Below are 25,568 nucleotides of genomic sequence, written 5' to 3'. Positions count from 1 at the left end.
TTAGAAGGCGCACGCGCCACCCTGGTTTGCAGGCACTTTTTCGTGTCCGCACGCTTAATGGTGGGCTGTGCGCGGGACACCTTCGGGTGTGCCGGGTGCCTTCTTCCCGGTTGACCAACCTGTGCACAGTCCGCCACCCATCGTTTGGTCACGATTGGGGCGGTCATTCATAAAGAAGGATCTAATGATGAATACCCCGAAAACTGCTGCCCACTATGTGCCGCTTAAATCCAACATAAGCCGGCCAGGAGTATTTTTTATCAACGCCAACGCCTCCCCTGAGGCGCTGCACGAAGCCGCCGAGCAACGCATGCGCACGGCTGCCAATCTGCTGGAAACCCTCTGCTGCCTGAATTTCAGCCATGGCGATGTGAAGGACATCCCGCACATCATCGACGTGCTCTATGTACTGACCCAGGATGGTTGCGACCTGCTGGAGGCGGCGAAATGGCGAGCCGCTGCTGAAGCTCAGCCCAGCCACTGAGGCTTGAACCTGGCCGCGCCAGCCCGGCGCGGCTTCAGGCCTTGGGTTGCTCGAGCCGTTCGATCATCCGATCGCGCTGGGCCAGGGTCGGGAACAGCTTGATCCAGACGCCGGTCACCAGCAGCGTGCCGACCCCGCCCAGAACCACCGCCGGCACTGTGCCGAACCAGTGGGCGGTCAGCCCGGATTCGAACTCCCCCAACTGATTCGACGCGCCGATGAACAGGCCGTTCACCGCGCTGACCCGGCCGCGCATTTCGTCCGGGGTTTCCAGTTGCACGAAGGAGGCGCGGATCACCATGCTGATCATGTCCGCCGCCCCCAGCACCACCAGCACCGCCAGGGAAAACCAGAACGAAGTCGAGAGGCCGAAGGCGATGGTGGCCACGCCAAACACCCCGACCGCGGTGAACATCACCCGCCCGACCTTGCGCTCGACGCTAAAACGCGCCAGCCACAGGGACATCAGCAAGGCCCCCACCGCTGGCGCCGAACGCAGCAGCCCCAGGCCCCAGGGGCCGGTGAGCAGGATGTCCTTGGCGAACACCGGCAACAGCGCGGTGGCGCCACCCAGCAATACCGCGAACAGGTCCAGGGAAATGGCGCCGAGGATGTCCGGGCGGCTGCGGATGAAGCGGATGCCCGCCAGCAGCGAATCGAGGGTGGCCTTGCCCTTGTTCAACGGGGTCTGCCGGGCCGGCAGGTTGAGCATCAGCACGCAGGCGATCAGGTACAGGACCACGGTGGGGCCGTAGACCCAGACGCTGCCGAAGGCGTACAGCAACCCGCCCAGGGCCGGGGCGACGATGGTCGCCGACTGCTGCGCCGATTGCGCGGCGGCCACCGCCCGGGGAAACAGCGCCGCGGGCACGATGCTCGGCAGCAGGGCCTGGGTGGTGGGCATTTCGAAGGAGCGGGCGCCGCCGAGCAGGAAGGCCAGGATGAAGATCATTTCCCGGGTGACGCTGTCGGTCAGGCTGCCGACGGCCAGGGCCAGGGCGATCAGGGCTTGCAGCGACTGGCAGATGGCCGCCACCCGACGCCGGTCGTAGCGGTCGGCCACATGCCCGGTGTGCAGCATGAACAGCACCCGCGGGGCGAATTCCACCAGCCCCACCAAGCCCAGGTCCAGCACATTGCCGGTCAGTTGGTAGAGGTTCCAGCCAATGGCCACGGTGAGCATCTGGAAGCCGCTGGCGGTAAAGATCCGCGCCAGCCAGAACGCGATGAACGGACGATGGTGACGGAGCAGCAGAGGGTCTTGGCTGGGCATCGGGCGGTAGATCTGAGCGGGAGTGCCACGAGATTATCACCAAGGTGTAACCAATAGTTGCGGCCCGGGGAAAATTCGTTAGCCGCGCATCTATCTTGTTTTTCGCTCGAACACCTGGTCGCGAACCCTGTAGCCGCTGCCGCAGGCTGCGAACGGCTCCGAAGGAGACGCCAGGATCTTGAATACGCCGCAGGTTCGACGGGAAGTTGCCAGCCAAGGCCCTACGTACCGAACGCGGCCCGGCCTTTCGCAGCTTCGCAGGCTCAGCAGCGGCTACAGGCGTTTTGTGTGGGAAAAAGCCGGGAAAACCCTGGGCTTGAGAGGGTGAGGCAAGCTGTCACGCGGCAAATAACCACAGAGTTGCATGGCGAAATTAGGACTACTCTTTCAACGTTGCTTGATCCAGATCAAAACCTTTTTGCAAAGGCTGATGTGGTGGCCCAAGTGCCAGACTCCCTGCGTAGCGATGGTTTAAAAAAGAACGAATCCGAATTCGCCGCACTCCATATCCGTGGGGGCAGTGGGTGCAGGCCTCTGGCCGGCAGCCGGTATTACCTGATAGAGGAAAGCTTATGTTCGGTTTAGAGGCTCTTGATCTCGCCCGAATTCAGTTCGCGTTCACCATCTCGTTCCACATCCTGTTCCCGGCGATCACCATCGGCCTGGCGAGCTACCTGGCGGTACTCGAAGGCCTCTGGCTGAAGACCCGCGACGACACCTACCGCGATCTCTACCACTTCTGGTCGAAGATCTTTGCCGTCAACTTCGGCATGGGCGTGGTCTCCGGCCTGGTGATGGCTTACCAGTTCGGCACCAACTGGAGTCGCTTCTCGGATTTTGCCGGTTCGGTTACCGGCCCCTTGCTCACCTATGAAGTGCTCACGGCCTTCTTCCTCGAGGCCGGTTTCCTCGGGGTGATGCTGTTCGGCTGGAACAAGGTCGGGCGCAAGCTGCACTTCTTCTCCACGGTGATGGTGGCCATCGGCACCCTGATCTCGACCTTCTGGATCCTCTCGTCCAACAGTTGGATGCAGACGCCCCAGGGCTATGAAATCGTCAACGGCCAGGTGATCCCGGTGGATTGGCTGGCGGTGATCTTCAACCCGTCGTTCCCCTACCGCCTGGCGCACATGGCCGTAGCCGCGTTCGTTGCCACGGCGTTCTTCGTCGGCTCGTCGGCAGCCTGGCACTTGCTGCGGGGACGGGACAACCCGGCCATTCGTCGCATGCTCTCCATGGCCATGTGGATGGCCCTGATCGTGGCGCCGGTGCAGGCGGTGATCGGCGACTTCCACGGGCTCAACACCCTCAAGCACCAGCCGGCGAAAATCGCCGCCATCGAAGGTCACTGGGAAAATGTCGGCAACGAGCCGACCCCGCTGATTCTCTTCGGCTGGCCGGACATGAAAGCCGAGAAGACCCGGTTCGCGGTGGAAATCCCTTACCTGGGCAGCCTGATCCTCACCCACTCCCTGGACAAGCAGGTTCCGGCACTCAAGGAGTTCCCACCCGAGGACCGGCCCAACTCGACCATCGTCTTCTGGTCGTTCCGGATCATGGTCGGCCTGGGCATGCTGATGATCTTCACCGGCCTGTGGAGCCTCTGGCTGCGCAAGCGCGACACCCTCTACACCTCGCGCCCGTTCCTGTACCTGGCGTTGTGGATGGGCCCCTCCGGGTTGATCGCGATCCTGGCCGGCTGGTTCACCACCGAGATCGGTCGCCAGCCGTGGGTGGTCTATGGCCTGATGCGCACGGCGGATGCCTCTTCCGGCCACAGCTTTGTGCAGATGAGCATCACCCTGGCGCTGTTCGTGGTGGTGTACTTCTCGCTGTTCGGCGTGGGTATCGGCTACATGATGCGCCTGGTGCGCAAAGGCCCGGTTACCAACGAAGGTGCCGAAACCAGCCACGGTGGCCCCGGCCAGAAACGCACCCCGGCCCGTCCGCTGTCCGCAGCCGACGATGACCACGACGCCGACCACGGCACCCGCCTGAACAAGGGGAACTGAGTCATGGGTATTGATCTTCCGCTGCTCTGGGCCGTGATTATCATCTTCGGCATCATGATGTACGTGGTCATGGACGGCTTCGACCTGGGGATCGGGATTCTCTTCCCGTTCGTCAAGGACGACCGCGACCGTGACGTAATGATGAACACCGTCGCGCCTGTCTGGGACGGCAACGAAACCTGGCTGGTACTGGGGGGCGCGGCGTTGTTCGGCGCTTTCCCGCTGGCCTACTCGGTGGTGCTCTCGGCACTCTACCTGCCGCTGATCCTGATGCTGGTGGGCCTGATCTTCCGCGGCGTGGCCTTCGAGTTCCGCTTCAAGGCCAAGGAAGACAAGCGCCACATCTGGGACAAGGCCTTCATCGGCGGCTCGGTGGCGGCGACCTTCTTCCAGGGCGTGGCCCTGGGGGCATTCATCGATGGGCTGCCGGTGGTCAACCGCCAGTTCGCCGGCGGTTCCCTGGACTGGCTGACCCCGTTCACCCTGTTCTGCGGCCTGGCGCTGGTGGTGGCCTATGCCTTGCTCGGTTGCACCTGGCTGATCATGAAGACCGAAGGCAAGCTGCAACTGCAGATGCATGACCTGGCGCGGCCCCTGGCCTACGTGGTGCTGGCGGTGATCGGCGTCGTCAGTATCTGGACGCCCCTGGCCCACGCCGAGATTGCCGCGCGCTGGTTCACCCTGCCGAACCTGTTCTGGTTCCTGCCGGTGCCGATCCTGGTGCTGGTGACCATGTACGGCCTGCTCCGCGCCGTGGCCCGCAACGCCCACTACACGCCGTTCCTGCTGACCCTGGTGCTGATCTTCCTCGGCTACAGCGGCCTGGGCATCAGCCTGTGGCCGAACATAGTGCCACCGTCGATCTCCATCTGGGACGCCGCCGCGCCGCCGCAGAGCCAGGGCTTCATGCTGGTGGGCACCTTGTTCATCATCCCGTTCATCCTGGGTTATACCTTCTGGAGCTACTACGTGTTCCGCGGCAAGGTCACCCACGAAGACGGTTATCACTAGGTAGGAGCCGGCTTGCCGGCGAAGAGGCCTTCGCGCCTTGCGCCGAGCTTGCGGTCGCTTTCGCTGGCACGCCAGCTCCTACGGGAATCCGGGTTAGGCAGGAGTTGAGGTCATGAGCGGTAAACACTCTTTGCAGGAAATCGAACAGGCGGAAAAGAAGCCGCTGTGGCAGCGCCTGGGTTGGCTGGTAATGATCTGGGGCGGCAGTGTCCTGGCCCTGTTCGTGGTCGCCAGCCTGATGCGCATGTTCATGAATGCCGCAGGCCTGACCACCCACTGATCATCCCATCCCGTTGCCTTGCGGCACGGTTTCAACCCTCCCTTGGTGGAGGGTTTTTTTTGCCTGTCGAAAAGGCCGCTGTGTTCTGGCGAGACCTTACTTGCGGGCCTTGAGGATGACGAACTTGGGGGTTGCCGCCACTTGCTCGACGCCGCGGAACAGCCGCGCCAGCTTGCTGTGGTAGCCCAGGTGGCGGTTGCCGACGATGTACAGTGCGCCCCCTACCACCAGGGCCTCCCGGGCCTGCTGGAACATGCGCCAGGCGAGGAAGTCGCCCACCACCTGCTGCTGGTGGAACGGCGGGTTGCACAGCACCACCTCCAGGGATTGCGCTGCCTGTCCGGCCAGGCCGTCGCCGGCTCGCATTTGGGCTTCGCGCTCGCCCAGCACGGCCTGCCAGTTCTCCCGGGCCGATTGCACCGCCATGAAGGATTCGTCCACCAGGGTGTAATGGGCCTGGGGGTTGTCCAGGGCGCTGGCAATGGCCAGGACGCCGTTGCCGCAGCCCAGGTCCGCGACCCGGGCGCTGCCGAGGTTCTGCGGCAGGTGCGGGAGGAAGGCGCGGGTGCCGATGTCCAGGCCTTCGCGGCAGAACACGTTGGCGTGGTTGAGCAGCTCGATGGCCGGCTGTTCCAGGCGATAGCGGGTCGGGTAGGGCGACACGACGGGCTGCTTGTCTTGCGGCGTGGCAATCAGCAGCCGAGCCTTTTTCACCGCCAGCGAGGCCTGGACCGGGCCGATGTAGCGCTCCAGCAAATCACCGGCGGCGCGGGGCAGGTGCTTGACCATCGCCGCCGCCACCACCTGGGCGCCGGGGGCCAGCTGCCCTTGCAGGCGGATCAGTTGCTCTTCCAGCAGGGCCAGGGTCTTGGGGACGCGGATCAGCACCCGGTCGAAGGGGCCGGCCAGGGGCTCGCTGGCCGGCACCACACGCACGGCGTCGAAGGGCAGGCCGTTGCGCACCAGGTTCTTTTCCAGGGCCAGGGCGCCCAGGTAAGAGTCGCCACTGCTGCTGACCTGGACCTTGCCCAGCAGGCTCGCGGCCAGGGCGCCGAAGCTGTCGTTGAGCACCAGCACCCGGGTGTCGCTGGCCGGTTGTTGTTCGGCCAGGTGATTGAGCAGGTATTCGTCCGCCGCGTCGAAGGCTTGCAGTGGCTCGTTCTGCTGTTCGGGCTGGCGGATCAGGTCGAGCTGGGCGAAGGGGCTTGCAAGCAGGGGCATGGGGCGGACTCTAGGTAATCGGTGAATGTCCCGGCGGTGGGGGTTGTCGAGTGCACGGGAACCCTCGGACAGCGGCAGTGCGGGCTGTTCGAAGCGGGGCTAAATGGTACGTTTTTTTGTCGCTGATTGCCCGCGCTCTATGCCACTACAAACCGCCGGTGTTTCTGCGCGGCGCTTTGCGGGACACTAGCGCATCGGTTTTGTGGAGCCTGTCATGACTGCCAGTGAAGAAAAGTACACCCGCCAGACCCTGCTCGAGGTCCAGCCCTTGACCTCCAGCCTGTTCACCCTGCGCACCACCCGGGATGCGGGTTTTCGCTTTCGTGCCGGGCAGTTCGCTCGCCTCGGGGTGACCAAGGCCGACGGCAGTACGGTGTGGCGCGCCTATTCCATGGTGTCGTCGCCGTTCGATGAGTTTCTCGAGTTCTTTTCCATCGTGGTGCCCGGCGGCGAGTTCACCAGCGAGCTGAGCCGCCTGGAAGTGGGGGACAGCCTGCTGGTGGATCGCCAGGCCTTTGGCTACCTGACCCTGGACCGTTTCGTCGATGGTCGCGACCTCTGGTTGCTATCCACCGGCACCGGGATTGCGCCGTTCCTGTCGATCCTCCAGGACTTCGAGGTGTGGGAAAAATTCGAACGCATCATCCTGGTCTACAGCGTGCGCGAGGCCAAGGAGCTGGCCTATCAGCGCCTGCTGGCCGAGTTGCCCCAGCGCGAATACCTGGCGGAATTTGCCCATAAGCTGCAATTCATCAGCACCGTGACCCGCGAGCAGCATCCGGGCAGCCTCAACGGGCGCATCACCCAGTTGATCGAGAGCGGTGAGCTGGAGCGTGCCGCCGGCGTGGATCTGAGCCCCGAGCACTCCCGGGTGATGCTCTGCGGCAACCCACAGATGATCGATGACACCCGCGCCCTGCTCAAGCAGCGGGGCATGAGCCTGAGCCTGACCCGGCGACCGGGGCAGGTGGCGGTGGAAAACTACTGGTAATGAAAACGGCGCCATCAGGGCGCCGTTGTCGTATTGCGGGATCAGCCTCAGGGCTTGTTGTTCTGAGCCTTGAGCAGATCGCGGATCTCCCCCAGCAGCTCTTCTTCCTTGGTCGGCACCGGCGGCAGCGTCGGGGCCACGGCTTCTTCGCGCTTGAGACGGTTGATCACCTTGACCCCCATGAAGATGGCGAAGGCAATGATCACGAAGTCGATGATGCTCTGGATGAACTTGCCGTACGCCAAGACCACTGCCGGCGTATCGCCCGCAGCCGCCTTGAGCGTGACCGCCAGATCCCCGAAGTTCACCCCACCGATCAGCAGGCCGATTGGCGGCATGACCACGTCGCCAACAAAGGACGAGACGATCTTGCCGAACGCGGCGCCGATGATGATACCGACGGCCATATCGACCACATTACCTTTGACCGCGAAGGCCTTGAATTCACTTAGCACGCCCATAGGTTATTCCTTGCTACAGATGAGGTTGGTTACGGCAGTGTAATTCAGCAAAAAGCATTTTGCCGAAACAACTTTTTACAGCTCGCGGGGTTATCGACCGATAAAGAGGCAAATAGTTTATTCAAAGTGCCATCAAATCGCGCGCGATATACCCCGCGCCCCACGATATAACCAGTACATTCTGTCAATCGAACGGTTACGGCCTTTCTATTTATCTTTCAAATATTTAGTCACTAGCCTCTAGCAGGCGCATCGAGATGCGCCTTATATAACTAGAGGAATACAACATGACCGCTTCTCTTGGCCTTGGGAGTCTTTCCCAGCGACGCGTACTGGGCGTGCTTGCCGCCAGTATGCTTTCCCTTTCCGTACAGGCCGCCACGCTGACCCGCGACAACGGTGCGGCAGTGGGCGACAACCAGAATTCGCAGACTGCGGGCGCCACCGGCCCGGTGCTGTTGCAAGACGTGCAGTTGATTCAGAAACTCCAGCGGTTCGACCGCGAGCGCATTCCAGAGCGTGTGGTGCATGCCCGTGGCACGGGTGCCCACGGTACTTTCACGGTAACCGACAACCTCACGGACCTGACCCGTGCCAAGGTGTTTGCCGCCGGCGAAGTGACCCCGGTATTCGTGCGTTTCTCGGCGGTGGTGCATGGCAACCACTCCCCGGAAACCTTGCGCGATCCACGGGGCTTCGCCACCAAGTTCTATACCGCGGACGGTAACTGGGACCTGGTGGGCAACAACTTCCCGACCTTCTTCATTCGTGATGCCATCAAGTTCCCGGACATGGTGCATGCGTTCAAACCCGATCCGCGCACCAATCTCGACGATGACTCGCGGCGTTTCGACTTCTTCTCCCATGTTCCAGAAGCCACCCGTACTCTGACCGAGCTGTATTCCAACTCCGGCACTCCGGCCAGTTACCGGGAAATGGACGGTAATGGTGTGCATGCCTACAAGTTGATCAACGCCAAGGGCGAAGTGCACTACGTGAAGTTCCACTGGAAGAGCCTGCAGGGTCTGAAGAATCTCGACCCGAAACAAGTGGTGGAGGTACAGGGCCGCGATTACAGCCATATGACTAATGACTTGGTAACCCACATTAATAAAGGGGACTTTCCCAAGTGGGACTTGTATGTCCAGGTATTGAAACCCGAAGACCTGGCCAAGTTTGATTTCGACCCGCTGGACGCTACCAAGATCTGGCCCGGTGTGCCCGAGCGCAAAGTCGGGCAGATGGTGTTGAACCGCAATCCGGCCAACGTCTTCCAGGAAACCGAGCAAGTGGCCATGGCGCCGGCCAATCTGGTGCCGGGCATCGAACCGTCGGAAGACCGCCTGCTGCAAGGACGGGTGTTCTCCTATGCCGATACCCAGATGTACCGCATCGGCGCCAATGCCCTGCAACTGCCGATCAACGCGCCGAAGAACCCGGTGAACAACGGCAACCAGGACGGCGCGATGAACCTGGGCCACAGCAGCACGGGGGTCAACTACCAGCCAAGCCGCCTGATGCCACGCGAAGAGCCGCAGACCGCGCGCTACAGCCAGATGGCGCTGGCGGGCAGCACCCAGCAGGCGAAGATCCAGCGCGAGCAGAACTTCAAGCAGGCCGGTGACCTGTATCGCTCCTTCAGCAAGAAGGAACGCCAGGACCTGATCGACAGCTTCGGCGGCTCCCTGGCCACCACTGATGATGAGAGCAAGCACGTCATGCTGTCGTTCCTTTACAAGGCCGACCCGGAATACGGCACTGGGGTGACCAAGGTGGCCAAGGGCGACCTGGCCCGAGTCAAGGCCCTGGCGGTGAAGTTGAGCGACTGATCGAGCGAGCCTTACCCGTCACGCCCGCCCGGGCGTGACGTCTTTTTCCGACAGAGGAGTCGCGCCATGCGTCTTTTTATAGCGCTGCTGTCAGTGGCCTGGTCGTTTGCCGCCTACGCGCAGCCTACGGCCGAAGCAGCGGCCGCCGCCGACCCGGTGGCGGTCAAGGTCCAGCTGGAAAACTACTATTTCGATGCCGCCCGCCGTGGCGATGTGGAAATGCTCGACACCTTTATCGCGGCCGGCTATTCCCTCGATACCCAGGATGAAAAGGGCTACACCGCGCTGATCCTCGCGGCCTATCACGGCCAGGGCCCGGCGGTGGAGCGCCTGCTGGCCGCTGGGGCCAACGCCTGCGCCCAGGACAAGCGTGGCAACACGGCCTTGATGGGGGCGATCTTCAAGGGCGAGGTGCAGATCGCCCGGCGCCTGCTGGCCGCCGATTGCAGTCCCGACCAGCGCAATGGCGCCGGGCAGACCGCCGCCATGTACGCCGGGTTGTTCAAGCGGGTCGAATTGCTCGACGCCCTGGCCGCCAAGGGCGCCGACCTGAATGCCGAGGATCCCCTGGGCAATAGCGCCACGCGCCTGGCCAGCGGGCAGATACGTACCGCCGCACCGCGCTGATCCGCGCCAGCTGAGCTATCATCGCGGTTTTTGCCGGGGGTTCAGATGGCCAAGGCCAAGCGCATGTACGGCTGCACCGAGTGCGGCTCCACCTTTCCCAAATGGGCCGGGCAATGCGGTGAGTGCGGGGCCTGGAACACCCTGACCGAGACCATGATCGAAAGCGGCGGCGCGGCGGCACCTGCCGGGCGCACCGGCTGGGCCGGGCAGCAGGCGCAGATCAAGACCCTGGCGGAAGTCAGCGTCGAGGAAATTCCGCGTTTCTCCACCGCTTCCGGTGAACTCGATCGGGTACTGGGCGGCGGCCTGGTGGACGGTTCGGTGGTGCTGATCGGTGGTGATCCGGGGATCGGCAAGTCGACCATCCTGCTGCAGACCCTGTGCAATATCGCCACGCGCATGCCGGCGCTGTATGTCACCGGTGAGGAATCCCAGCAGCAGGTGGCGATGCGCGCCCGGCGCCTGGGCCTGCCCCAGGACCAACTGCGGGTGATGACCGAGACCTGCATCGAAACCATCATCGCCACGGCCCGGGTAGAAAAACCCAAGGTCATGGTGATCGACTCGATCCAGACGATTTTCACCGAACAACTGCAGTCGGCCCCGGGCGGCGTGTCCCAGGTGCGCGAGAGCGCGGCCTTGCTGGTGCGCTACGCCAAGCAGAGCGGCACGGCGATCTTCCTCGTCGGCCACGTGACCAAGGAAGGCGCCCTGGCCGGGCCGCGGGTGCTGGAGCACATGGTGGACACCGTGCTGTATTTCGAAGGCGAATCCGACGGGCGCCTGCGCTTGCTGCGGGCGGTGAAGAACCGTTTCGGTGCGGTGAATGAGCTGGGTGTATTCGGCATGACTGACCGCGGATTGAAGGAGGTCTCCAATCCTTCGGCGATTTTCCTGACTCGTGCCCAGGAAGAGGTTCCGGGCAGCGTGGTGATGGCCACCTGGGAAGGCACCCGGCCGATGCTGGTGGAGGTCCAGGCGCTGGTGGATGACAGCCACCTGGCCAACCCGCGCCGGGTGACCCTGGGCCTGGACCAGAACCGCCTGGCCATGCTGCTGGCGGTGCTGCATCGCCATGGCGGCATCCCCACCCACGATCAGGATGTGTTCCTCAACGTGGTGGGCGGGGTCAAGGTGCTGGAAACCGCCTCCGACCTGGCGTTGATGGCCGCCGTGATGTCGAGCCTGCGCAACCGTCCGTTGCCCCATGACCTGCTGGTGTTTGGCGAAGTCGGCCTGTCGGGTGAGGTGCGCCCGGTGCCCAGCGGTCAGGAGCGCTTGAAGGAAGCGGCCAAGCACGGCTTCAAGCGAGCTATCGTGCCCAAGGGCAACGCGCCGAAAGAGGCGCCGCCGGGCTTGAAGATCATTGCCGTGACCCGCCTGGAGCAGGCGCTGGATGCACTTTTCGAGTAAGCATGTAGGTCTTTTTTGAAAGGAAGCAGGTGATATGGCCATGAGCGGATTCAGGGGGCGGGTGTTGGGTTGGGGGTTGCTGGGCTATTGCGGCCTGGCCCTGGCACAGCCGGCCGAGGTGCCGGAAGGCTATCGGATTGCCCAGCAGGTGTTGGTGGGCGACGGTTCGGTGCTGGAGGTGCTGGAGGATGTGCGCATCACCCCCCAGTTGCATGCCGATAGCTGGGGCAATGGCCTGGACGCCGACAGCTTTGCCGAGCCGGAGGGGGATCAGCCGAGCGCGCCGTTGGGAGCCCAGGCGCGCCTGGTGTCCGATAGCGGCGAGGTACTGGCGCAGAAGTCCCTGGGCTACCCGATGGCCACCGTGGAAAAGGCACCGCTGAACGGCCTGCCGTCCCCGGCGTTTTTCCTGACCATCGACCAGACCGCTCCCATGGGCAGCTACAGCGGCCCGGCCACCCAAGTGCTGATGCCGGAACAGAATCAGTTGGACCCGGTGCTGTGCCAGGGGGAGGGCGCGGAGAAGCAGCCGCTGGTGTTTGCCCAGACCGGCAAGGCGGCCTGGCAGATCGTACCGTCCGTTGGTGGCGGCACGGAAAGCATCCAGCAGGTGTCGTCCGCTTCATCGATGGAGAACGAAGAGTTCGTTACCACCTATCGCACCTTCCGTTATGCCGACGGCCAGTGGACTGTCGCCACGCGCCAGCAGGCGGGTTACTGGGACACGGAAAGCGAGTTTCCCGAGCCCGCGCTGTTTCCCTGAAAGGGCATCAGATATCGATCAAGGCCCCGAGCTCGCGCTCAAGCTCCTCGGGGTCTCCCAGGTTCAACTCGATCAGGCGCCTGAGGTGCTCGATGGACTCCAGGCCGATGTGCAGGCAGACGAAGCCCAGTTGGCCCTTATTGTCATGGGCCAGTTGTACGTCCATGCGCACATCGGCGTCGGAGCTCAGGTGAATGTCGGCCTCGAAGGGGCGCGCCGGGTCGCCCAGCCACGGATCGGGGCGCTCGATCAGCAGGCCCTTCAGTGAAAGATCCAGCAGCCGTACCGGCCAGCGGTGGGTGCCTTGGCTGAGTTCGGTCCGGGCATCGAAGGCGATGCGTTTGAAGCGTCGGCGGTCGTCGTGTTGCTCGGTCATGGGCTGGCCCTCTGCATGGTGCCCTGAACTATAGACCCCGGTTCGCGCCTGTCGCTACAACCAGCGCCGGACCTTGCGGCAGTAGTCACGGTAGGGCTGGCCAAAGAGCTCCAGCAGTTGTCTCTCGTCCGGGCGGATCACCGTGCGGTTCATCAGGTACAGCAGCCCCGGCAGCAACAGCCAGGGCCACAGGTTGCCCAGCAGCAGGGCAATGGCGCAGTAGCCCAGGGTGTCGCCCAGGTTGATCGGGTTGCGCGAGATGGCGAAGGGGCCATCGCGGAGCAACTGGTCGGGCTGGTCGAAGTTGCTGGAGGTGGTGCGCTGTTGCCGGAAACGCCACATGGCCCAGAACGACAAGCCCTGCCCGAAGACGATCAGGATCACTGCCAGGCTGCGCACGCCGTTATTGACCGGCAGCGGCAAGGGCAGCCAGCCGCTGAGAAACAGCGCCAGGGTCAGGCACAGTAAATACAGGAGTGGCGGTGGCAATGGCGGTTGTTCGGGTGGCGTTGACATGGAGGTTCCTGCACCAGGGCTCAAGCGTGCGACTGTCGGCAAGTGCCCAGGGTTCCGGTTTTTTCCTGGCGGGCGCCGCTCAGGCAGATCGGGAGCAAGAAAAACCGCCCTCATAAGTTAAAAGAAGGCTCTAGACCAACGTGGGGGGTGGTCTTTAAGAGCAGTAGCGCTACACTCGAAACGCGGTTTTTCTATCCTCCTGGCTGGAATAAAAAAATGAAAAATAATAATAGCCTGTTGCGCCATGTTCCTTGGCTGCTGCTGGCAATCGTAGGAGCTTGCGCCCTTGGCGTAGTTGCATTGCGTCGCGGCGAGGCGATCAACGCCTTGTGGATTGTGGTCGCCGCCGTGGCCATCTATCTGGTGGCGTACCGGTATTACAGTCTGTTCATTGCCAATAACGTGATGCAGCTGGACCCGGGCCGGGCCACGCCCGCCGTGGTCAACAATGATGGCCTGGACTACGTCCCGACCAACAAGCACATTCTCTTCGGTCACCACTTCGCGGCCATTGCCGGCGCAGGCCCCCTGGTGGGCCCGGTGCTGGCGGCGCAGATGGGCTACCTGCCCGGCACCCTGTGGCTGATTGCCGGGGTGGTCCTGGCCGGTGCGGTGCAGGACTTCATGGTGCTGTTCCTGTCCACCCGGCGTAACGGCCGTTCCCTGGGCGACATGGTCCGTGAGGAAATGGGCCGTATCCCGGGGACCATCGCGCTGTTCGGCTGCTTCCTGATCATGATCATCATCCTCGCGGTGCTGGCGCTGATCGTGGTCAAGGCCCTGGCCGAGAGCCCGTGGGGCATCTTCACGGTGATGGCGACCATCCCGATCGCGGTGTTCATGGGCGTGTACATGCGCTACATCCGCCCGGGCCGCATTGGTGAGATCTCGTTGATCGGCGTGCTGCTGTTGCTCGGCTCCATCTGGCTGGGTGGCCAGGTGGCGGCGGATCCGGTGTGGGGCAAGATGTTCACCTTCACCGGCGTGCAGATCACCTGGATGCTGATCGGCTACGGTTTCGTCGCGGCAGTACTGCCGGTGTGGCTGATCCTGGCACCGCGGGACTACCTGTCGACCTTCCTCAAGATCGGCACCATCATCGCTCTGGCGATCGGCATCCTGATCACCATGCCCGAGCTGAAGATGCCGGCCCTGACCCAGTTCACCGACGGCACCGGCCCGGTGTGGAAAGGCGGCCTGTTCCCCTTCCTGTTCATCACCATCGCCTGTGGCGCGGTCTCCGGCTTCCATGCGCTGATCTCCTCGGGCACCACGCCCAAGCTGCTGGATAACGAAGCCAACGCCCGCTACATCGGCTACGGCGGCATGCTCATGGAGTCCTTCGTGGCGATCATGGCCATGGTCGCGGCCTCGGTGATCGAGCCGGGCGTGTACTTCGCCATGAACAGTCCGGCGGCCATCGTCGGCGGCGACGTGGTAGCGGTAGCCCAGACTGTCAGCAGCTGGGGTTTTGCGATCAGCCCGGACCAACTGCAGGCGGTGGCCAAGGACATCGGTGAAAACACCATCCTGGCCCGTGCCGGCGGCGCGCCGACCCTGGCAGTGGGGATCGCGCAGATCCTCCACCATGTATTGCCGGGTGAGAACACCATGGCCTTCTGGTACCACTTCGCGATCCTGTTCGAAGCCCTGTTCATCCTCACTGCGGTGGACGCCGGTACCCGTGCCGGGCGCTTCATGCTCCAGGACCTGCTGGGCTCCTTCGTTCCGGCGCTGAAACGCACCGAGTCGTGGACCGCCAACCTGATTGCCACCGCAGGCTGCGTGGCGCTCTGGGGCTACCTGCTGTACCAGGGCGTGATCGATCCTCTGGGCGGCATCAACACCCTGTGGCCGCTGTTCGGCATCTCCAACCAGATGCTGGCCGGTATCGCCCTGATGCTGGGTACCGTGGTGCTGATCAAGATGAAGCGCCAGCGCTACATCTGGGTCACCCTGCTGCCGGCTGTGTGGCTGCTGATCTGCACCACCACCGCAGGCTTCATCAAGCTGTTCGACGCCAACCCGGCGATCGGCTTCCTGTCGCTGGCGAAGAAATACAGCGATGCAATGGCCAACGGCCAGATCATCGCCCCGGCCAAGGACATCACGCAGATGCAGCACGTGATCTTCAACGCCTACACCAACGCGACCCTGACAGCCCTGTTCCTGCTGGTGGTGTTCAGCATCCTGTTCTACGCGCTCAAGGTCGGCATCGCCGCCTGGGGCAGCAAGGAGCGTACGGATAAAGAATCGCCCTATCAGGCCGTGCCGGACGCGTAACTCGAGGATTGCAACGATGTTCAATGACCTGAGTCGCCTCGGTAAATACCTCGGTCAGGCCGCGCGCCTGATGGTCGGCATGCCCGACTACGACAACTACGTCGAGCATATGCAAACCAAGCACCCGGACAAGCCGGTGATGTCGTACGAGGCGTTCTTCCGGGAACGCCAGGAGGCGCGATACGGCGGTAAGGGCGGTCCGAAGTGCTGTTGAAATACAGCGTTTGAGCCACACCCCTGTAGGAGCCGGTTTGCCGGCGATAGCGGTTCTTCGGACGCCATCGCCGACAAGCCGGCTTCTACGTTTTTATGCGTGGGAGATCCTGTTTTGCACAACCCTATTCCCGTGACCGTGCTCAGCGGTTTTCTTGGCGCCGGCAAGACCACTTTGTTGCGCCACCTGCTCAAGGCCGAGCACGGCCTGAAAATCGCCGTGATCGAGAACGAATTCAGCGATGCCGGCATCGACACCCAGTTGCTGGGCGAGCAGCCGGTACAGGTCATGACCCTGTCCAACGGCTGCGTCTGCTGCACTATCCACACCGACCTGACCAAGGCCCTGTACCTGTTGCTGGAGCGTCTGGACAGCGGCGAGATCGCCTTTGACCGGCTGGTGATCGAGTGCACCGGGCTGGCCGATCCGGCGCCGGTGGCACAGACCTTCTTCATCGATGAGGAACTGCGCGAACGCTATATCCTCGACGGCATCATCACCCTGGTGGACGCCAAGCACGCCGAGTTCCACCTGACCCAGACCATTGCCCAGGCGCAGATCGGTTTTGCCGACCGGCTGCTGGTGAGCAAACGTGACCTGGTGGACGAGGCGACTTTCGAAGCCCTCGGCCAGCGCCTGACCCGGATCAACCGCCGGGCACCGATCCGCCTGGTGGAGCACGGCCAGATCGACCTGGCCGAACTGCTGGATGTGCGGGGGTTCAATCTCAATGCCGACCTGGGGGGCGGTCTCAGCCTGCGGCCAGTGAGCAAGGCGCCGTCAGTGGACCGGATTTCCAGCCTGGTGCTGCGCACCGAGCAAGCCCTGGACCTGGATCGCCTGAGCGAATTCATGAATGAGCTGCTGGAAGACCACGGCAAGCAACTGCTGCGCTACAAAGGTGTGCTGAGCGTTATCGACGAGCCCCGGCGCATGGTGTTCCAGGGCGTGCTCAAGCTCTATGGCTTCGATTGGGACAGCGAATGGGCCGAAGGCGAAGTGCGCGAGAGCGTGATGGTGTTCATTGCCGACGATCTGCCGGAAGAGAAGATCCGGCAGGGGTTCGAGCGGATGCTCGCGGGCTGATGGCGGCTACAGGCCGCCCAGCAGGCGCTGCTCCAGGTGCGCCAGGTGCTGGTTCATCAGGGTTTCGGCCTTTTCGGCATCGGCCTCCTGTAGTGCATCGATGATCTTCGAGTGTTCCTGCCAGGAGCAGTAGTTGCGGGTCTGGCCCTCGAACTGGGCGATGGCCAGTGAGGTCAGGGGCACCAGGCTGCCGAGGAACTGTGCCAGGGGCCCGTTGCCGGCGATTTCCGCCAGTTGCAGATGGAACTCCCCGGACAGGCGGATAGCCGGCCCGCGCTGGTCGCGGGCAATGGCCTCGCGCTCCTGGGCGATCAACTCGCGCAAGGGTTGCAACTGGCGCCGGGGCTGCTGGCAGGCCAGGCGCACCAGGGTGATTTCCGTCAGGCGCCGGGCATGCAGGATCTGCCGGGTCTGTTCCAGGTCCGGCGCCGCCACCTGGGGCCGGTAATTGGGCCGCAGGATCACCACTTGCTGATGGGAAAGCCGCGCCAGGACCTGGCGCACTATGCTGCGGCTGACGCCGAAGGCCTGCCCCAGGCTGTCTTCGGTGAAGCGGCTGCCGGGAGCGATGCGCTGTTCGAGAATGGCGTCGAAGATCTGCGGGTAGACATCATCCACCAGCAGCTTCCTTTCGCCCCGAGGGCGCCTTGGCAGGCTAGCCACCCGGGTGAAGGGATTGTTTTTCAGGGCGTAGCTGACCATGGCCTGTCTCCAGTCCGGTTGCTGACTCGGGGGGGATTACTGGGCGCTGTTGCCCAGGTGATCGTCCGGGATATTCAGTTCGATGCCCATGCGCTGGCCTTCCTGGAGGATGTGCCGGCGCATCTCGGCGCTGGCCAGGGCGCTGTTCTTGTTGCGGATGGCCCGCACCACCGCCTCGTTTTCTTCCAGGCGTTCGGCCAGGTGCTCCGGTGAATTGCGCAGGATCTGTGCACTTTGCTTGAGGGCATTGCTGGTCTGTTGCACCACGTTCTGGAAGATCGGGTTGCTGGTCAGGGTGAAGAGTTCCTCGTGGAAGGCGATGTAGGCATTGACCCCGGCTTCGCTGTCGCCGGCTTCAAGGGCTTCGCGCATGTCCATCAGGGTCAGGCGCAACTGGCCGACTTCCTTGCTGCTGATGGATTGCGCCACCAGGCCGACGATGAAGGGCTCCAGGGTGTAGCGCAGTTGCAGCACGTCTTCGAGGCTGGCCCCGGCCACTGCACTGTCGCTGTTCTGCGCTTCGTCCAGGGGGGTGTCCAGCACCACCACGCCTTTGCCGGGCATGGAGCGCACCAGGCCCAGGGTCTCCAGGACGATCACCGCTTCGCGCAGGCTGGGGCGGCTGATGCCCAGTTGCTCGGCCAATTCGCGTTGCCCTGGCAGCATGTCGCCGGAGCGCCACTGGCCGCGGGCCAGGGCGGCCCGGAGCTTTTCTACCACTGAATTCACCACTGTTGACGAGCTGATCACTGCTGACTCCATGAACGATTAATAGCGCGCTGTTGCCGCGCCGAGTGTTGTGCCTGCCGATGACAGGCACAAGGTCGGGTCAAAATTCTTGCTGGTGGGCGCCGGTCACCGGTTTTCGGGCCTGGAAGGTGTAGCCCTGCTGGCCGCTGAGCACCTTGTTGGCCCGCTGCACGTCGATGTCCTTTTCCCAGCGGGCGATGGCGACGGTGGCCACGCAGTTGCCGATCAGGTTGGTCAAGGCGCGGCCAATGCCCATGAACCAGTCCACCGCCAGCACCAGCACCAGGCCCACCACCGGAATCGCCGGGATTGCAGTCAGGGTTGCCGCCAGGATCACCAGCGCCGAGCCGGGGATGCCGTGGGCGCCCTTGGAGGTGATCAGCGACACCAGAAGAATGGTCAAAAGGTCCGACATGGACAGCGGAGTGCCGGTGGCGTTGGCAATGAAGACGATGGCCAGGGTCAGGTAGATGGAGAAGCCGTCGAGGTTGAACGAGTAGCCGGTGGGAATCACCAGGCCTACGGTGGAACTGCCGATCCCCAGGTGTTCCAGCTTGCGCATGATCTGCGGCAGCACGGCGTCGGAGGAAGCGGTGCCGAGGACGATCAGCAACTCTTCGCGCAGGTACTTGAGAAAGGGCAGCATGCGCAGGCCCGACAAACGCATCACCAGGCCCAGGATCACCGCGACGAAGGCAAAGCAGGTCAGGTAGAACAGCCCCACCAGGCTGCCCAGGTGCTGCAGCGAATCCAGGCCGTACTTGCTGGTGGTGAAGGCGATGGCACCGAACACGCCGATGGGCGCCAGACGCACGATCATGCCCATGATGCGGAAGATCACATGGCTCAGTTCGTTGATCAGCCGGGAGATGCCCGAGGCGGCTTCACCCACCAGGTTAAGGGCGCTGCCGAACAGCACCGAGAACAGCAGTACCTGGAGGATGTTGTTCTCGGCGAAGGCACCGATCACCGAGGTGGGAATCAGGTCCATGAGGAACTGAGTGGTGGTGTGCATGTGCTGGCCACGCTGGGCGATGTCGCCCATGTCCGCGGTGGACAGTTGCTCCAGATGGATGTTGGCGCCGCTGCCGATGCCGGTGCTGAAGGCCATGATCAGGCCGATCACCAGGGCCACGGTGGTGAGGATCTCGAAGTAGATCACCGACTTGAGGCCGATGCGGCCGACCTTCTTCAGGTCGCCGGCACCGGAGATGCCGCTGACGACCACGCAGAACACGATCAGCCCGATCAGCATCTTGATCAGCTTGATGAAACCATCGCCTAGGGGTTTGAGCTGGGAGGAGTATTCGGGGAGGGTGAGTCCGCACACGATGCCGAGCATCAGTCCGAGGACAACCTGGAGGAAAATCGAACGCGAGCACCATCTGAGCATGGGGGGAATCCTGGTCGGTGTCCTGTCTGCCGTGCGCGGGGGATGCGCAGCGGATGGAGGACTTAATTATTGTGGTCTTACCGGTATGTCCAGTGCAGGCGCAGTCTACGCTCGGGTTTTATGGGTTTACAAGGGGGAGGGTGCAGATTGGCTTTACCGGTCTGACCAGTGGTTTTTCCTCCCCTGGCCACTGTAGCCGGTGTCGCAGGCTGCGATCGGCCGGACCAGCCGCCCGGGCATCTTGCGTTCGCAAGACCTCGCAGGCTCCTTTCACCGCCTGTCGCCGCGGCCCTGCGGGCACAAAAAAGCCCGGCACTGGGCCGGGCTTTTTCTGCTGCAGTCTGCGGGCTGATTAAGCGCCGTATACCGGCAGCTTCTTGCAGATGGCCTTGACCTTCTCACGCACAGCGTCGATCACCGCTTCGTTGTTCAGGTCCGCCAGGATGTCGCAGATCCAGCCGGCCAGTTCCTTGCACTCGGCTTCCTTGAAGCCACGAGTGGTCACGGCCGGAGTACCGAAGCGCAGGCCGGAGGTGACGAACGGGGAGCGTGGATCGTTTGGCACGGAGTTCTTGTTCACGGTGATGAAGGCTTTGCCCAGAGCGGCGTCGGCGTCTTTACCGGAGATGTCCTGCTTGATCAGCGACAGCAGGAACAGGTGGTTCTTGGTACCACCGGAAACCACATCGAAACCGCGGGCGATGAACACTTCGGCCATGGCCTGGGCGTTCTTCACCACTTGTTCCTGGTAGGCCTTGAACTCAGGCTGCAGCGCTTCCTTGAAGCAGATCGCTTTAGCGGCGATCACGTGCTCCAGCGGGCCACCCTGGGCGCCCGGGAATACGGCGGAGTTGAGCTTCTTCTCGATGTCGGCGTTGGCGCGAGCCAGGATCAGGCCGCCACGTGGACCGCGCAGGGTCTTGTGGGTGGTGGTGGTGACCACGTCGGCGAATGGTACTGGGTTCGGGTAGACGCCAGCGGCGACCAGACCGGCCACGTGGGCCATGTCGACGAACAGGTAGGCGCCCACTTTGTCAGCGATTTCGCGGAAACGCGGGAAGTCGAGGATCTGCGAGTAGGCGGAGAAACCGGCCACGATCATTTTCGGCTTGTGCTCGACGGCCAGGCGCTCGACTTCGTCGTAGTCGATCAGACCGTTGGCGTCGATGCCGTACTGGATAGCGTTGTACAGCTTGCCGGAGGAGGACACCGCGGCGCCGTGGGTCAGGTGACCGCCGTGGGCCAGGCTCATGCCCAGGATGGTGTCGCCACCTTGCAGCAGGGCCAGGTAGACCGCGGCGTTGGCCTGGGAGCCGGCGTGTGGCTGGACGTTGGCGTAGTCGGCGCCGAACAGCTCCTTGGCGCGGTCGATGGCCAGCTGTTCAACCACGTCGACGTATTCGCAGCCGCCGTAGTAACGCTTGCCCGGGTAACCTTCGGCGTACTTGTTGGTCAGTACCGAGCCTTGAGCTTCCATCACCGCTGGGCTGGTGTAGTTTTCCGAAGCGATCAGCTCAATGTGCTCTTCCTGGCGCTGAGCTTCTTGCTCCATGGCGGCAAAGAGATCGGCGTCGTACTTGGCAATAGTCAAATCACGGCTGAACATGGCGGTCCTCAAGGATCGGGGGCAGAAAAGGGAGGCATTCTAACCCAATGGGTTTTAGATGGCATATGAAAGGACATCATGTCGCAGACAAGTGGCCTTCACTTGGGTACGGGCTTGTATAGGAGCTGGCTTGCCAGCGAAGAGGCCCCTGAGACCGCCTTCGCCGGCAGGCCGGCAATTACGCAAGCAGGGGATGTTAGTCGAACATGAACAGGGCGTCGTTGCTGAACTGCGCCTCGAAGCGGTTGGCCGGCATCGGCCGGCCGAACAGGTAGCCCTGGACCTCGTCGCAGCCATGTTCGCGCAGGAACTCCAGCTGTTCGTGGGTTTCCACGCCTTCGGCGATCACCGCCAGGTTCAGGCTGTGGGCCATGGCGATGATGGCGCGGGCGATCTGCGCATCCTGCTCGCCGGACGGCAGGCCGTCGACGAAGGTGCGGTCGATCTTCAGCACGTCGATGGGGAACTGCTTGAGGTAGTTCAGCGATGAGTAGCCGGTGCCGAAGTCGTCCACCGCGATGCTCAGGCCGAGGTTCTTCAAGCCATCGAGAATCTGCATCGCCTCGCTGACTTCGCGCATCAGGATACTTTCGGTCAGTTCCAGCTCCAGGCACGCCGGTGGCAGGCCGGTGTCCTTGAGGATGGTGGCGATGCGCATGCCCAGCTGGCCGTCGGAGAACTGCCGGGCGGAGATGTTCACCGAAACCTTCGGCACCCGCACCTTGGCCTGGTGCCAGGACTTGAGCTGGCGGCAGGCTTCACTGATCACCCAGTCGCCCACATCCACCACCAGCCCCAGTTCTTCGAGCACCGGAATGAAGTCACCCGGCGGTACCAGGCCGCGACGCGGGTGACGCCAGCGCAGCAGCGCCTCGGCGCCGGTCAGGCGCTTGCCGTCACCGCTGAACTGCGGTTGGTAATAAAGCACGAATTCTTCCTGCTCCAGGGCGTGGCGCAGGTCGCTTTCCAGTTCCAGGCGCTCCAGGGCGCTGGCGTTCATGTCCGCCTGGTAGAACTGGAAGTTGTTCTTGCCGCGTTCCTTGGCGTGGTACATCGCGGTGTCGGCGTTCTTCATCAGCTGGCTCAGCTCGTTGCCGTCCTGGGGGCTCAGGGCGATGCCGATACTGGCGGTAACAAAGAACTCGCGGCCTTCGAGGACGAAGGGTTTGACCAGGCTGGCGAGAATCTGCTCGGCCACATGGATCGCCCGGTTCAGGGCCATCTCGCGGCTGGAGCGCGGCTGCAGGAGCAGGGTGAATTCGTCGCCGCCCATGCGTGCCACGGTGTCGTCGTCATCGACGCAGCCCAGTAGGCGCGTGGCCATTTCCTTGAGCATGCGATCGCCGGCGGCATGGCCCAGGGAGTCGTTGATCGGCTTGAAGCGGTCCAGGTCGAGGAACATCAGCACCACCCAGGACTTCTGTCGTTCTGCCGATTGCAGGGCGGTGTGCAGGCGGTCCTGGAACAGAGTGCGGTTGGGCAGGTGGGTCAGGGCGTCGTAGTAGGCCAGGCGGTGGATGCGCTGTTCACTGGCCTTGCGTTCGCTGATGTCGCTGAAGAAGCACACGTAGCTGGCCAGGTCGCCTTCATCGTCGAGCACTGCGGTGATCCCGACCCACGCCGGGTAGTGCTCGCCATTGCGGCGCTTGAGCCAGACTTCGCCTTCCCAGGTGCTGTGCTGGTTCAGCTGCTTGAGTACATAGCGCAGGTGGGCTTCCTGCTGGTCGTCCACGGTGAGCATGTTCGGCAACTGGTCGAGCACCTGGGACACCGCGTAGCCGCTGACCCGGCTGAACGCCTCGTTGGCCTGGACGATATAGCCGGCGGGGTCGGTGATCAGGATCGCCGAGGTCGAGTGCTCGAATACCGTGGCCGCCATGCGCAGGTCCTTTTCCGCTCGGCGCTGCTGGCTGATGTCGCGGCCGACCCCGAGCACGCCCTCGAAGGCGCCATGCTCGTCCCACACCAGTACCAGGCGCAGCTCGATGGGGATCTTGCGGCCATCGGCCCGCAGGCAGTCGAACAGGAACAGCTGGGTCTGCACCTGGCTGCGCAATTGCGCCAGTTGCTCGGGTTTGTCCAGGGCCTTGCTGACCCGGTCCATGAGGGTGTAGATGCCGCTCAGCTGCTGCGGGTTGGCGATGGTCGACTGCCAGCCGTTCTGGAAGATCCACTCCACGTCGTAGCCGAGCACCGCGTGCACCGAAGGGCTGACGTAGTTCAGCGAAAGCTTGCTGTCGGTGGAGAAGATCACATCGCTGATGCTTTCGGCGAGCATGCGGTAGCGCTGCTCGCTGTCACGCAGGGACTCGCTGGCCTCGATCTGGTCGGTGATGTCCTTGGCCACGCCGATGATCCGCGTCACCTGGTCGTAGCGGTCCCGGGCCAGGGCCTGCTCGCGGATCTCGAAGCGCCGCCACTGGCCGCTGCGGTGGCGGAAGCGCAACTGGCATTGCAGCAATTGGGCGTAGGCCGAATGCCGCTGTTCCTGGCGCAGGCGGTGGTACAGGTCGGCGTCTTCCGGATGCAGGAGGATTTCCCAGAAGTACTCGCCCATCTGGTGCAGCTCGGTCTTGTTGTAGCCCAGGGTCTGGCCCAGATGGTGGTTGCTGAAGATCATCCGCTGGCTGATCACATCCTGTACGTACAGGTGATCGGGCACGGTGCGCACCACGTCCGACCAGAAACCTTCGCGCTCCAGCAGTGAAAGTTCGATCAGCTTGCGGCTGGTGATGTCGCTGATGCTGAGGATCACCGCGCTGTAGTCCGCGATGGCCTCGGGCAGGCGCAGGACCAGCCACAGATGCTGGTCGTTGCCCTGGGCGTCGCTGAGCTTGATCTCCAGTTCCAGCTGTTTCTGCTGGTTGATCACGGCTTCGAGCAACTGGCTGCCGATGGCGTTGCCGTTCTTCGGGCTGCCTTCGATCAGCAGTTGCCAGGCCTGCTCGCTGGATTCGACGTTGAGCAGGCGCAGGGCAACCTGGTTGACCTCGGTGATGCGCAATTCACTGAGCAGTTGCAGGCGGTGGCCAGGATCGCTGGCCTGCCAGCGCTTGAGTTGGTCGCTGTTGTGCAGGTTGTGCTTGTCGAGCAACCCTGGAAGCCCGGAGATATCCATGACGCACAAGGCCACGCCGGTGCCTTCGAAAATGTCCTGATAGCGCCGCCGGCCTTCGTGCAGTTGGCGCTGGCGCCGGCGCATGTTCAGCAGGGCGATCACCGGCAGCAGGGAGAAGGCCAGGCCCAGCAGGCACTTGCCAATGAAGGCCGGCAGCAGCGCCTCGAGCACGGCCCGCTGGTCGAACAGGCCGCGCAGTTGCCAGTCGCTGTTGCTCAGGGGCACCAGCAGTACGCTGCTGGCCATTTCGTCGGGATCCAGCATGCCTGGGGTCGAAGTGCTGCGCTCATCGCGCTTGATCACCTGGTGGCTGAGGCGGTTCTCGATCACCCAGGTGGGCTTGAAGCCCTCTTCGCTTTGCCGCACCAGGGTCTGCAGAAAGCTTGGAGCCAGGCGCAGGACCCAGTAGCCGCGGCTCCCGCCGCTGGACTGGTGCAGCAGGACATGCACCACCGAGCCATCGGCGGGGTTGCTGTAGTAGTAGCGTTGGGCACGGCTGCGCTGGACCAGCTCGGCGAGCCACAGGGCGTCCTGGCTATCGGTGGCGCTGTCGCTGAGGATTTGCCCCTTGCTGTCCAGCAGGGCAAAGCTGCGTACGTCCGGCAGCGAGCGCTGGAGTTTCTGAAGCAGTTGCTGTTGCTGCTGGCTGTCTTGCGGTGCTTCGATGATGGGCAGCAGATTGAGGGCGATCTGGGCGTTGAGCGCCAGGTTCAGGCTCAGGTGGTCGGCCAGGTCGGCGCTGTAGTCGATGGCATGCTGACGCTGGTCCTGGCGGGTCTGTTGCAGTTGATCGAGCAACTGCCAGAACAACAGGGCCAGCAGCAACAGCACCAGCGTCGCCAGTGCGCCTTTGAGTGTGCCACGCATAGGATAGGCCGGCCCGGGGGCAGCGGCGCGCGCGGGCTTTGGCGAAGTGACGTTGAACAAGCTGTGATCCTGCGGTTTGGCTGGGCTGGCGCGACGTGCACTATAAGCCGGACGCCCGAAGGGCGGCTAGCATGCCTTGAGTTGTGGCAAAGTGCCAGTCCCGCCTGGCTGGACCTGGATCGTGCATTGAGGTAGTTTTGCCGGTTACGCGGGAGCGTTCCAGCTCCAGACAATCAGGCTTTTTCCGCCCGTCGGTATTGATCATGGTCAATGCCGGCGCAGCGCATGGCCT

General features: G+C 63.2%; 22 protein-coding genes. 12 read left to right on the top strand and 10 right to left on the bottom strand.

Features of this window, described 5'->3' with window-relative positions; genetic code table 11:
• The first annotated feature begins 187 nt into the window (after nucleotides 1–187).
• On the top strand, nucleotides 188–484 hold the full coding sequence (locus tag KI242_RS27305; RefSeq protein WP_174395150.1) for a hypothetical protein: 297 nt from the start codon (nucleotides 188–190) through the stop codon (nucleotides 482–484).
• Nucleotides 485–518: 34 nt separating this feature from the next.
• Here KI242_RS27305 and KI242_RS27300 read toward each other — a convergent pair whose 3' ends face one another.
• Nucleotides 519–1,757, bottom strand: coding sequence for an MFS transporter (locus KI242_RS27300; protein ID WP_065363648.1), 1,239 nt, complete (start codon nucleotides 1,755–1,757; stop codon nucleotides 519–521).
• 572 nt (nucleotides 1,758–2,329) lie between these two features.
• Between KI242_RS27300 and KI242_RS27295 the strand changes: the two genes are divergently transcribed.
• From KI242_RS27295 to KI242_RS27285, 3 genes are all read left to right on the top strand, one after another.
• Nucleotides 2,330–3,769, top strand: a complete 1,440-nt coding sequence (locus KI242_RS27295; RefSeq protein ID WP_011063588.1) for a cytochrome ubiquinol oxidase subunit I — start codon at nucleotides 2,330–2,332, stop codon at nucleotides 3,767–3,769.
• 3 nt (nucleotides 3,770–3,772) lie between these two features.
• A complete protein-coding gene (gene cydB, locus KI242_RS27290; RefSeq protein ID WP_011063587.1) occupies nucleotides 3,773–4,780 on the top strand; it encodes a cytochrome d ubiquinol oxidase subunit II in 1,008 nt (335 codons plus the stop codon).
• Nucleotides 4,781–4,892: 112 nt separating this feature from the next.
• Nucleotides 4,893–5,060 carry a DUF2474 domain-containing protein gene (locus KI242_RS27285; protein ID WP_011063586.1) on the top strand — a complete coding sequence of 56 codons (168 nt, stop codon included), beginning with the start codon at nucleotides 4,893–4,895 and terminating at the stop codon, nucleotides 5,058–5,060.
• Between the two features lie 96 nt (nucleotides 5,061–5,156).
• Here KI242_RS27285 and KI242_RS27280 read toward each other — a convergent pair whose 3' ends face one another.
• Entirely contained in the window at nucleotides 5,157–6,281 is a 1,125-nt protein-coding gene (locus KI242_RS27280; protein ID WP_015637112.1) for a methyltransferase, read from the bottom strand.
• Between the two features lie 214 nt (nucleotides 6,282–6,495).
• Between KI242_RS27280 and KI242_RS27275 the strand changes: the two genes are divergently transcribed.
• Entirely contained in the window at nucleotides 6,496–7,272 is a 777-nt protein-coding gene (locus KI242_RS27275; RefSeq protein ID WP_015637111.1) for a ferredoxin--NADP reductase, read from the top strand.
• 47 nt (nucleotides 7,273–7,319) lie between these two features.
• Here KI242_RS27275 and mscL read toward each other — a convergent pair whose 3' ends face one another.
• Nucleotides 7,320–7,733 (bottom strand): large-conductance mechanosensitive channel protein MscL, encoded by a 414-nt coding sequence (gene mscL, locus KI242_RS27270; RefSeq protein WP_011063583.1) that lies wholly within the window; start codon nucleotides 7,731–7,733, stop codon nucleotides 7,320–7,322.
• Nucleotides 7,734–8,020: 287 nt separating this feature from the next.
• Here mscL and katB point away from each other — a divergent pair, with 287 nt between their 5' ends.
• The 4 genes from katB to KI242_RS27250 all read left to right on the top strand — a co-directional run bounded on the left by katB (nucleotide 8,021) and on the right by KI242_RS27250 (nucleotide 12,365).
• Nucleotides 8,021–9,562 carry a catalase KatB gene (gene katB, locus KI242_RS27265; protein WP_174395148.1) on the top strand — a complete coding sequence of 514 codons (1,542 nt, stop codon included), beginning with the start codon at nucleotides 8,021–8,023 and terminating at the stop codon, nucleotides 9,560–9,562.
• A gap of 66 nt (nucleotides 9,563–9,628) precedes the next feature.
• Nucleotides 9,629–10,189, top strand: coding sequence for an ankyrin repeat domain-containing protein (locus KI242_RS27260; protein WP_015637109.1), 561 nt, complete (start codon nucleotides 9,629–9,631; stop codon nucleotides 10,187–10,189).
• 45 nt (nucleotides 10,190–10,234) lie between these two features.
• Nucleotides 10,235–11,602 (top strand): DNA repair protein RadA, encoded by a 1,368-nt coding sequence (gene radA, locus KI242_RS27255; protein ID WP_011063580.1) that lies wholly within the window; start codon nucleotides 10,235–10,237, stop codon nucleotides 11,600–11,602.
• Nucleotides 11,603–11,642: 40 nt separating this feature from the next.
• Complete coding sequence (locus KI242_RS27250) at nucleotides 11,643–12,365, top strand: hypothetical protein (RefSeq protein ID WP_011063579.1); 723 nt, start codon at nucleotides 11,643–11,645, stop codon at nucleotides 12,363–12,365.
• Nucleotides 12,366–12,372: 7 nt separating this feature from the next.
• Here KI242_RS27250 and KI242_RS27245 read toward each other — a convergent pair whose 3' ends face one another.
• Both KI242_RS27245 and KI242_RS27240 read right to left on the bottom strand, forming a co-directional pair.
• Entirely contained in the window at nucleotides 12,373–12,741 is a 369-nt protein-coding gene (locus tag KI242_RS27245; protein ID WP_011063578.1) for a PilZ domain-containing protein, read from the bottom strand.
• Between the two features lie 54 nt (nucleotides 12,742–12,795).
• Nucleotides 12,796–13,257 carry an isoprenylcysteine carboxylmethyltransferase family protein gene (locus KI242_RS27240; RefSeq protein ID WP_015637107.1) on the bottom strand — a complete coding sequence of 154 codons (462 nt, stop codon included), beginning with the start codon at nucleotides 13,255–13,257 and terminating at the stop codon, nucleotides 12,796–12,798.
• A gap of 216 nt (nucleotides 13,258–13,473) precedes the next feature.
• Between KI242_RS27240 and KI242_RS27235 the strand changes: the two genes are divergently transcribed.
• The 3 genes from KI242_RS27235 (at nucleotide 13,474) to yjiA (ending at nucleotide 16,840) form a co-directional block, all read left to right on the top strand.
• The gene (locus KI242_RS27235; protein WP_011063576.1) at nucleotides 13,474–15,540 is read left to right on the top strand and encodes a carbon starvation CstA family protein; all 2,067 of its coding nucleotides are present in this window, start codon (nucleotides 13,474–13,476) and stop codon (nucleotides 15,538–15,540) included.
• A gap of 16 nt (nucleotides 15,541–15,556) precedes the next feature.
• Nucleotides 15,557–15,754, top strand: coding sequence for a YbdD/YjiX family protein (locus KI242_RS27230; protein WP_007937254.1), 198 nt, complete (start codon nucleotides 15,557–15,559; stop codon nucleotides 15,752–15,754).
• A 114-nt stretch (nucleotides 15,755–15,868) separates the two neighbouring features.
• A complete protein-coding gene (gene yjiA, locus KI242_RS27225; protein WP_019095101.1) occupies nucleotides 15,869–16,840 on the top strand; it encodes a GTPase in 972 nt (323 codons plus the stop codon).
• A 6-nt stretch (nucleotides 16,841–16,846) separates the two neighbouring features.
• On the opposite strand, the gene KI242_RS27220 is transcribed toward yjiA, so the two are convergent.
• From KI242_RS27220 to KI242_RS27200, 5 genes are all read right to left on the bottom strand, one after another.
• Nucleotides 16,847–17,542, bottom strand: coding sequence for a GntR family transcriptional regulator (locus KI242_RS27220; protein ID WP_212805704.1), 696 nt, complete (start codon nucleotides 17,540–17,542; stop codon nucleotides 16,847–16,849).
• 36 nt (nucleotides 17,543–17,578) lie between these two features.
• Nucleotides 17,579–18,292 carry a FadR/GntR family transcriptional regulator gene (locus KI242_RS27215; protein ID WP_011063573.1) on the bottom strand — a complete coding sequence of 238 codons (714 nt, stop codon included), beginning with the start codon at nucleotides 18,290–18,292 and terminating at the stop codon, nucleotides 17,579–17,581.
• A gap of 79 nt (nucleotides 18,293–18,371) precedes the next feature.
• Nucleotides 18,372–19,685 carry a C4-dicarboxylate transporter DctA gene (locus tag KI242_RS27210; protein ID WP_015637104.1) on the bottom strand — a complete coding sequence of 438 codons (1,314 nt, stop codon included), beginning with the start codon at nucleotides 19,683–19,685 and terminating at the stop codon, nucleotides 18,372–18,374.
• A gap of 352 nt (nucleotides 19,686–20,037) precedes the next feature.
• Nucleotides 20,038–21,291: a serine hydroxymethyltransferase gene (gene glyA, locus KI242_RS27205; protein ID WP_011063571.1), complete on the bottom strand. Its 1,254-nt coding sequence runs from the start codon at nucleotides 21,289–21,291 to the stop codon at nucleotides 20,038–20,040.
• 196 nt (nucleotides 21,292–21,487) lie between these two features.
• A complete protein-coding gene (locus KI242_RS27200) occupies nucleotides 21,488–25,276 on the bottom strand; it encodes a bifunctional diguanylate cyclase/phosphodiesterase (protein ID WP_085983369.1) in 3,789 nt (1,262 codons plus the stop codon).
• Between the last annotated feature and the right edge of the window lie 292 nt (nucleotides 25,277–25,568).

The organism is Pseudomonas sp. Eqa60, from assembly GCF_018326405.1.
Classification (GTDB): Bacteria; Pseudomonadota; Gammaproteobacteria; order Pseudomonadales; family Pseudomonadaceae; genus Aquipseudomonas; species Aquipseudomonas protegens.
The sequence above is the reverse complement of the archived record's forward strand: the minus strand, read 5'-3'. Positions and strand labels throughout refer to the sequence as shown.

Bases quoted from the DNA above. Each gene is read 5' to 3' on its own strand.
- KI242_RS27275 (WP_015637111.1), top strand. From the start codon at position 6,496: ATGACTGCCAGTGAAGAAAAGTACACCCGCCAGACCCTGCTCGAGGTC.
- KI242_RS27210 (WP_015637104.1), bottom strand. From the start codon at position 19,685: ATGCTCAGATGGTGCTCGCGTTCGATTTTCCTCCAGGTTGTCCTCGGA.
- cydB (WP_011063587.1), top strand. From the start codon at position 3,773: ATGGGTATTGATCTTCCGCTGCTCTGGGCCGTGATTATCATCTTCGGC.
- KI242_RS27295 (WP_011063588.1), top strand. From the start codon at position 2,330: ATGTTCGGTTTAGAGGCTCTTGATCTCGCCCGAATTCAGTTCGCGTTC.
- mscL (WP_011063583.1), bottom strand. From the start codon at position 7,733: ATGGGCGTGCTAAGTGAATTCAAGGCCTTCGCGGTCAAAGGTAATGTG.
- KI242_RS27245 (WP_011063578.1), bottom strand. From the start codon at position 12,741: ATGACCGAGCAACACGACGACCGCCGACGCTTCAAACGCATCGCCTTC.
- KI242_RS27200 (WP_085983369.1), bottom strand. From the start codon at position 25,276: ATGCGTGGCACACTCAAAGGCGCACTGGCGACGCTGGTGCTGTTGCTG.
- katB (WP_174395148.1), top strand. From the start codon at position 8,021: ATGACCGCTTCTCTTGGCCTTGGGAGTCTTTCCCAGCGACGCGTACTG.
- KI242_RS27260 (WP_015637109.1), top strand. From the start codon at position 9,629: ATGCGTCTTTTTATAGCGCTGCTGTCAGTGGCCTGGTCGTTTGCCGCC.
- glyA (WP_011063571.1), bottom strand. From the start codon at position 21,291: ATGTTCAGCCGTGATTTGACTATTGCCAAGTACGACGCCGATCTCTTT.
- KI242_RS27240 (WP_015637107.1), bottom strand. From the start codon at position 13,257: ATGTCAACGCCACCCGAACAACCGCCATTGCCACCGCCACTCCTGTAT.
- KI242_RS27285 (WP_011063586.1), top strand. From the start codon at position 4,893: ATGAGCGGTAAACACTCTTTGCAGGAAATCGAACAGGCGGAAAAGAAG.
- KI242_RS27230 (WP_007937254.1), top strand. From the start codon at position 15,557: ATGTTCAATGACCTGAGTCGCCTCGGTAAATACCTCGGTCAGGCCGCG.
- KI242_RS27235 (WP_011063576.1), top strand. From the start codon at position 13,474: ATGAAAAATAATAATAGCCTGTTGCGCCATGTTCCTTGGCTGCTGCTG.
- KI242_RS27280 (WP_015637112.1), bottom strand. From the start codon at position 6,281: ATGCCCCTGCTTGCAAGCCCCTTCGCCCAGCTCGACCTGATCCGCCAG.
- KI242_RS27305 (WP_174395150.1), top strand. From the start codon at position 188: ATGAATACCCCGAAAACTGCTGCCCACTATGTGCCGCTTAAATCCAAC.
- KI242_RS27220 (WP_212805704.1), bottom strand. From the start codon at position 17,542: ATGGTCAGCTACGCCCTGAAAAACAATCCCTTCACCCGGGTGGCTAGC.
- KI242_RS27250 (WP_011063579.1), top strand. From the start codon at position 11,643: ATGAGCGGATTCAGGGGGCGGGTGTTGGGTTGGGGGTTGCTGGGCTAT.
- radA (WP_011063580.1), top strand. From the start codon at position 10,235: ATGGCCAAGGCCAAGCGCATGTACGGCTGCACCGAGTGCGGCTCCACC.
- KI242_RS27300 (WP_065363648.1), bottom strand. From the start codon at position 1,757: ATGCCCAGCCAAGACCCTCTGCTGCTCCGTCACCATCGTCCGTTCATC.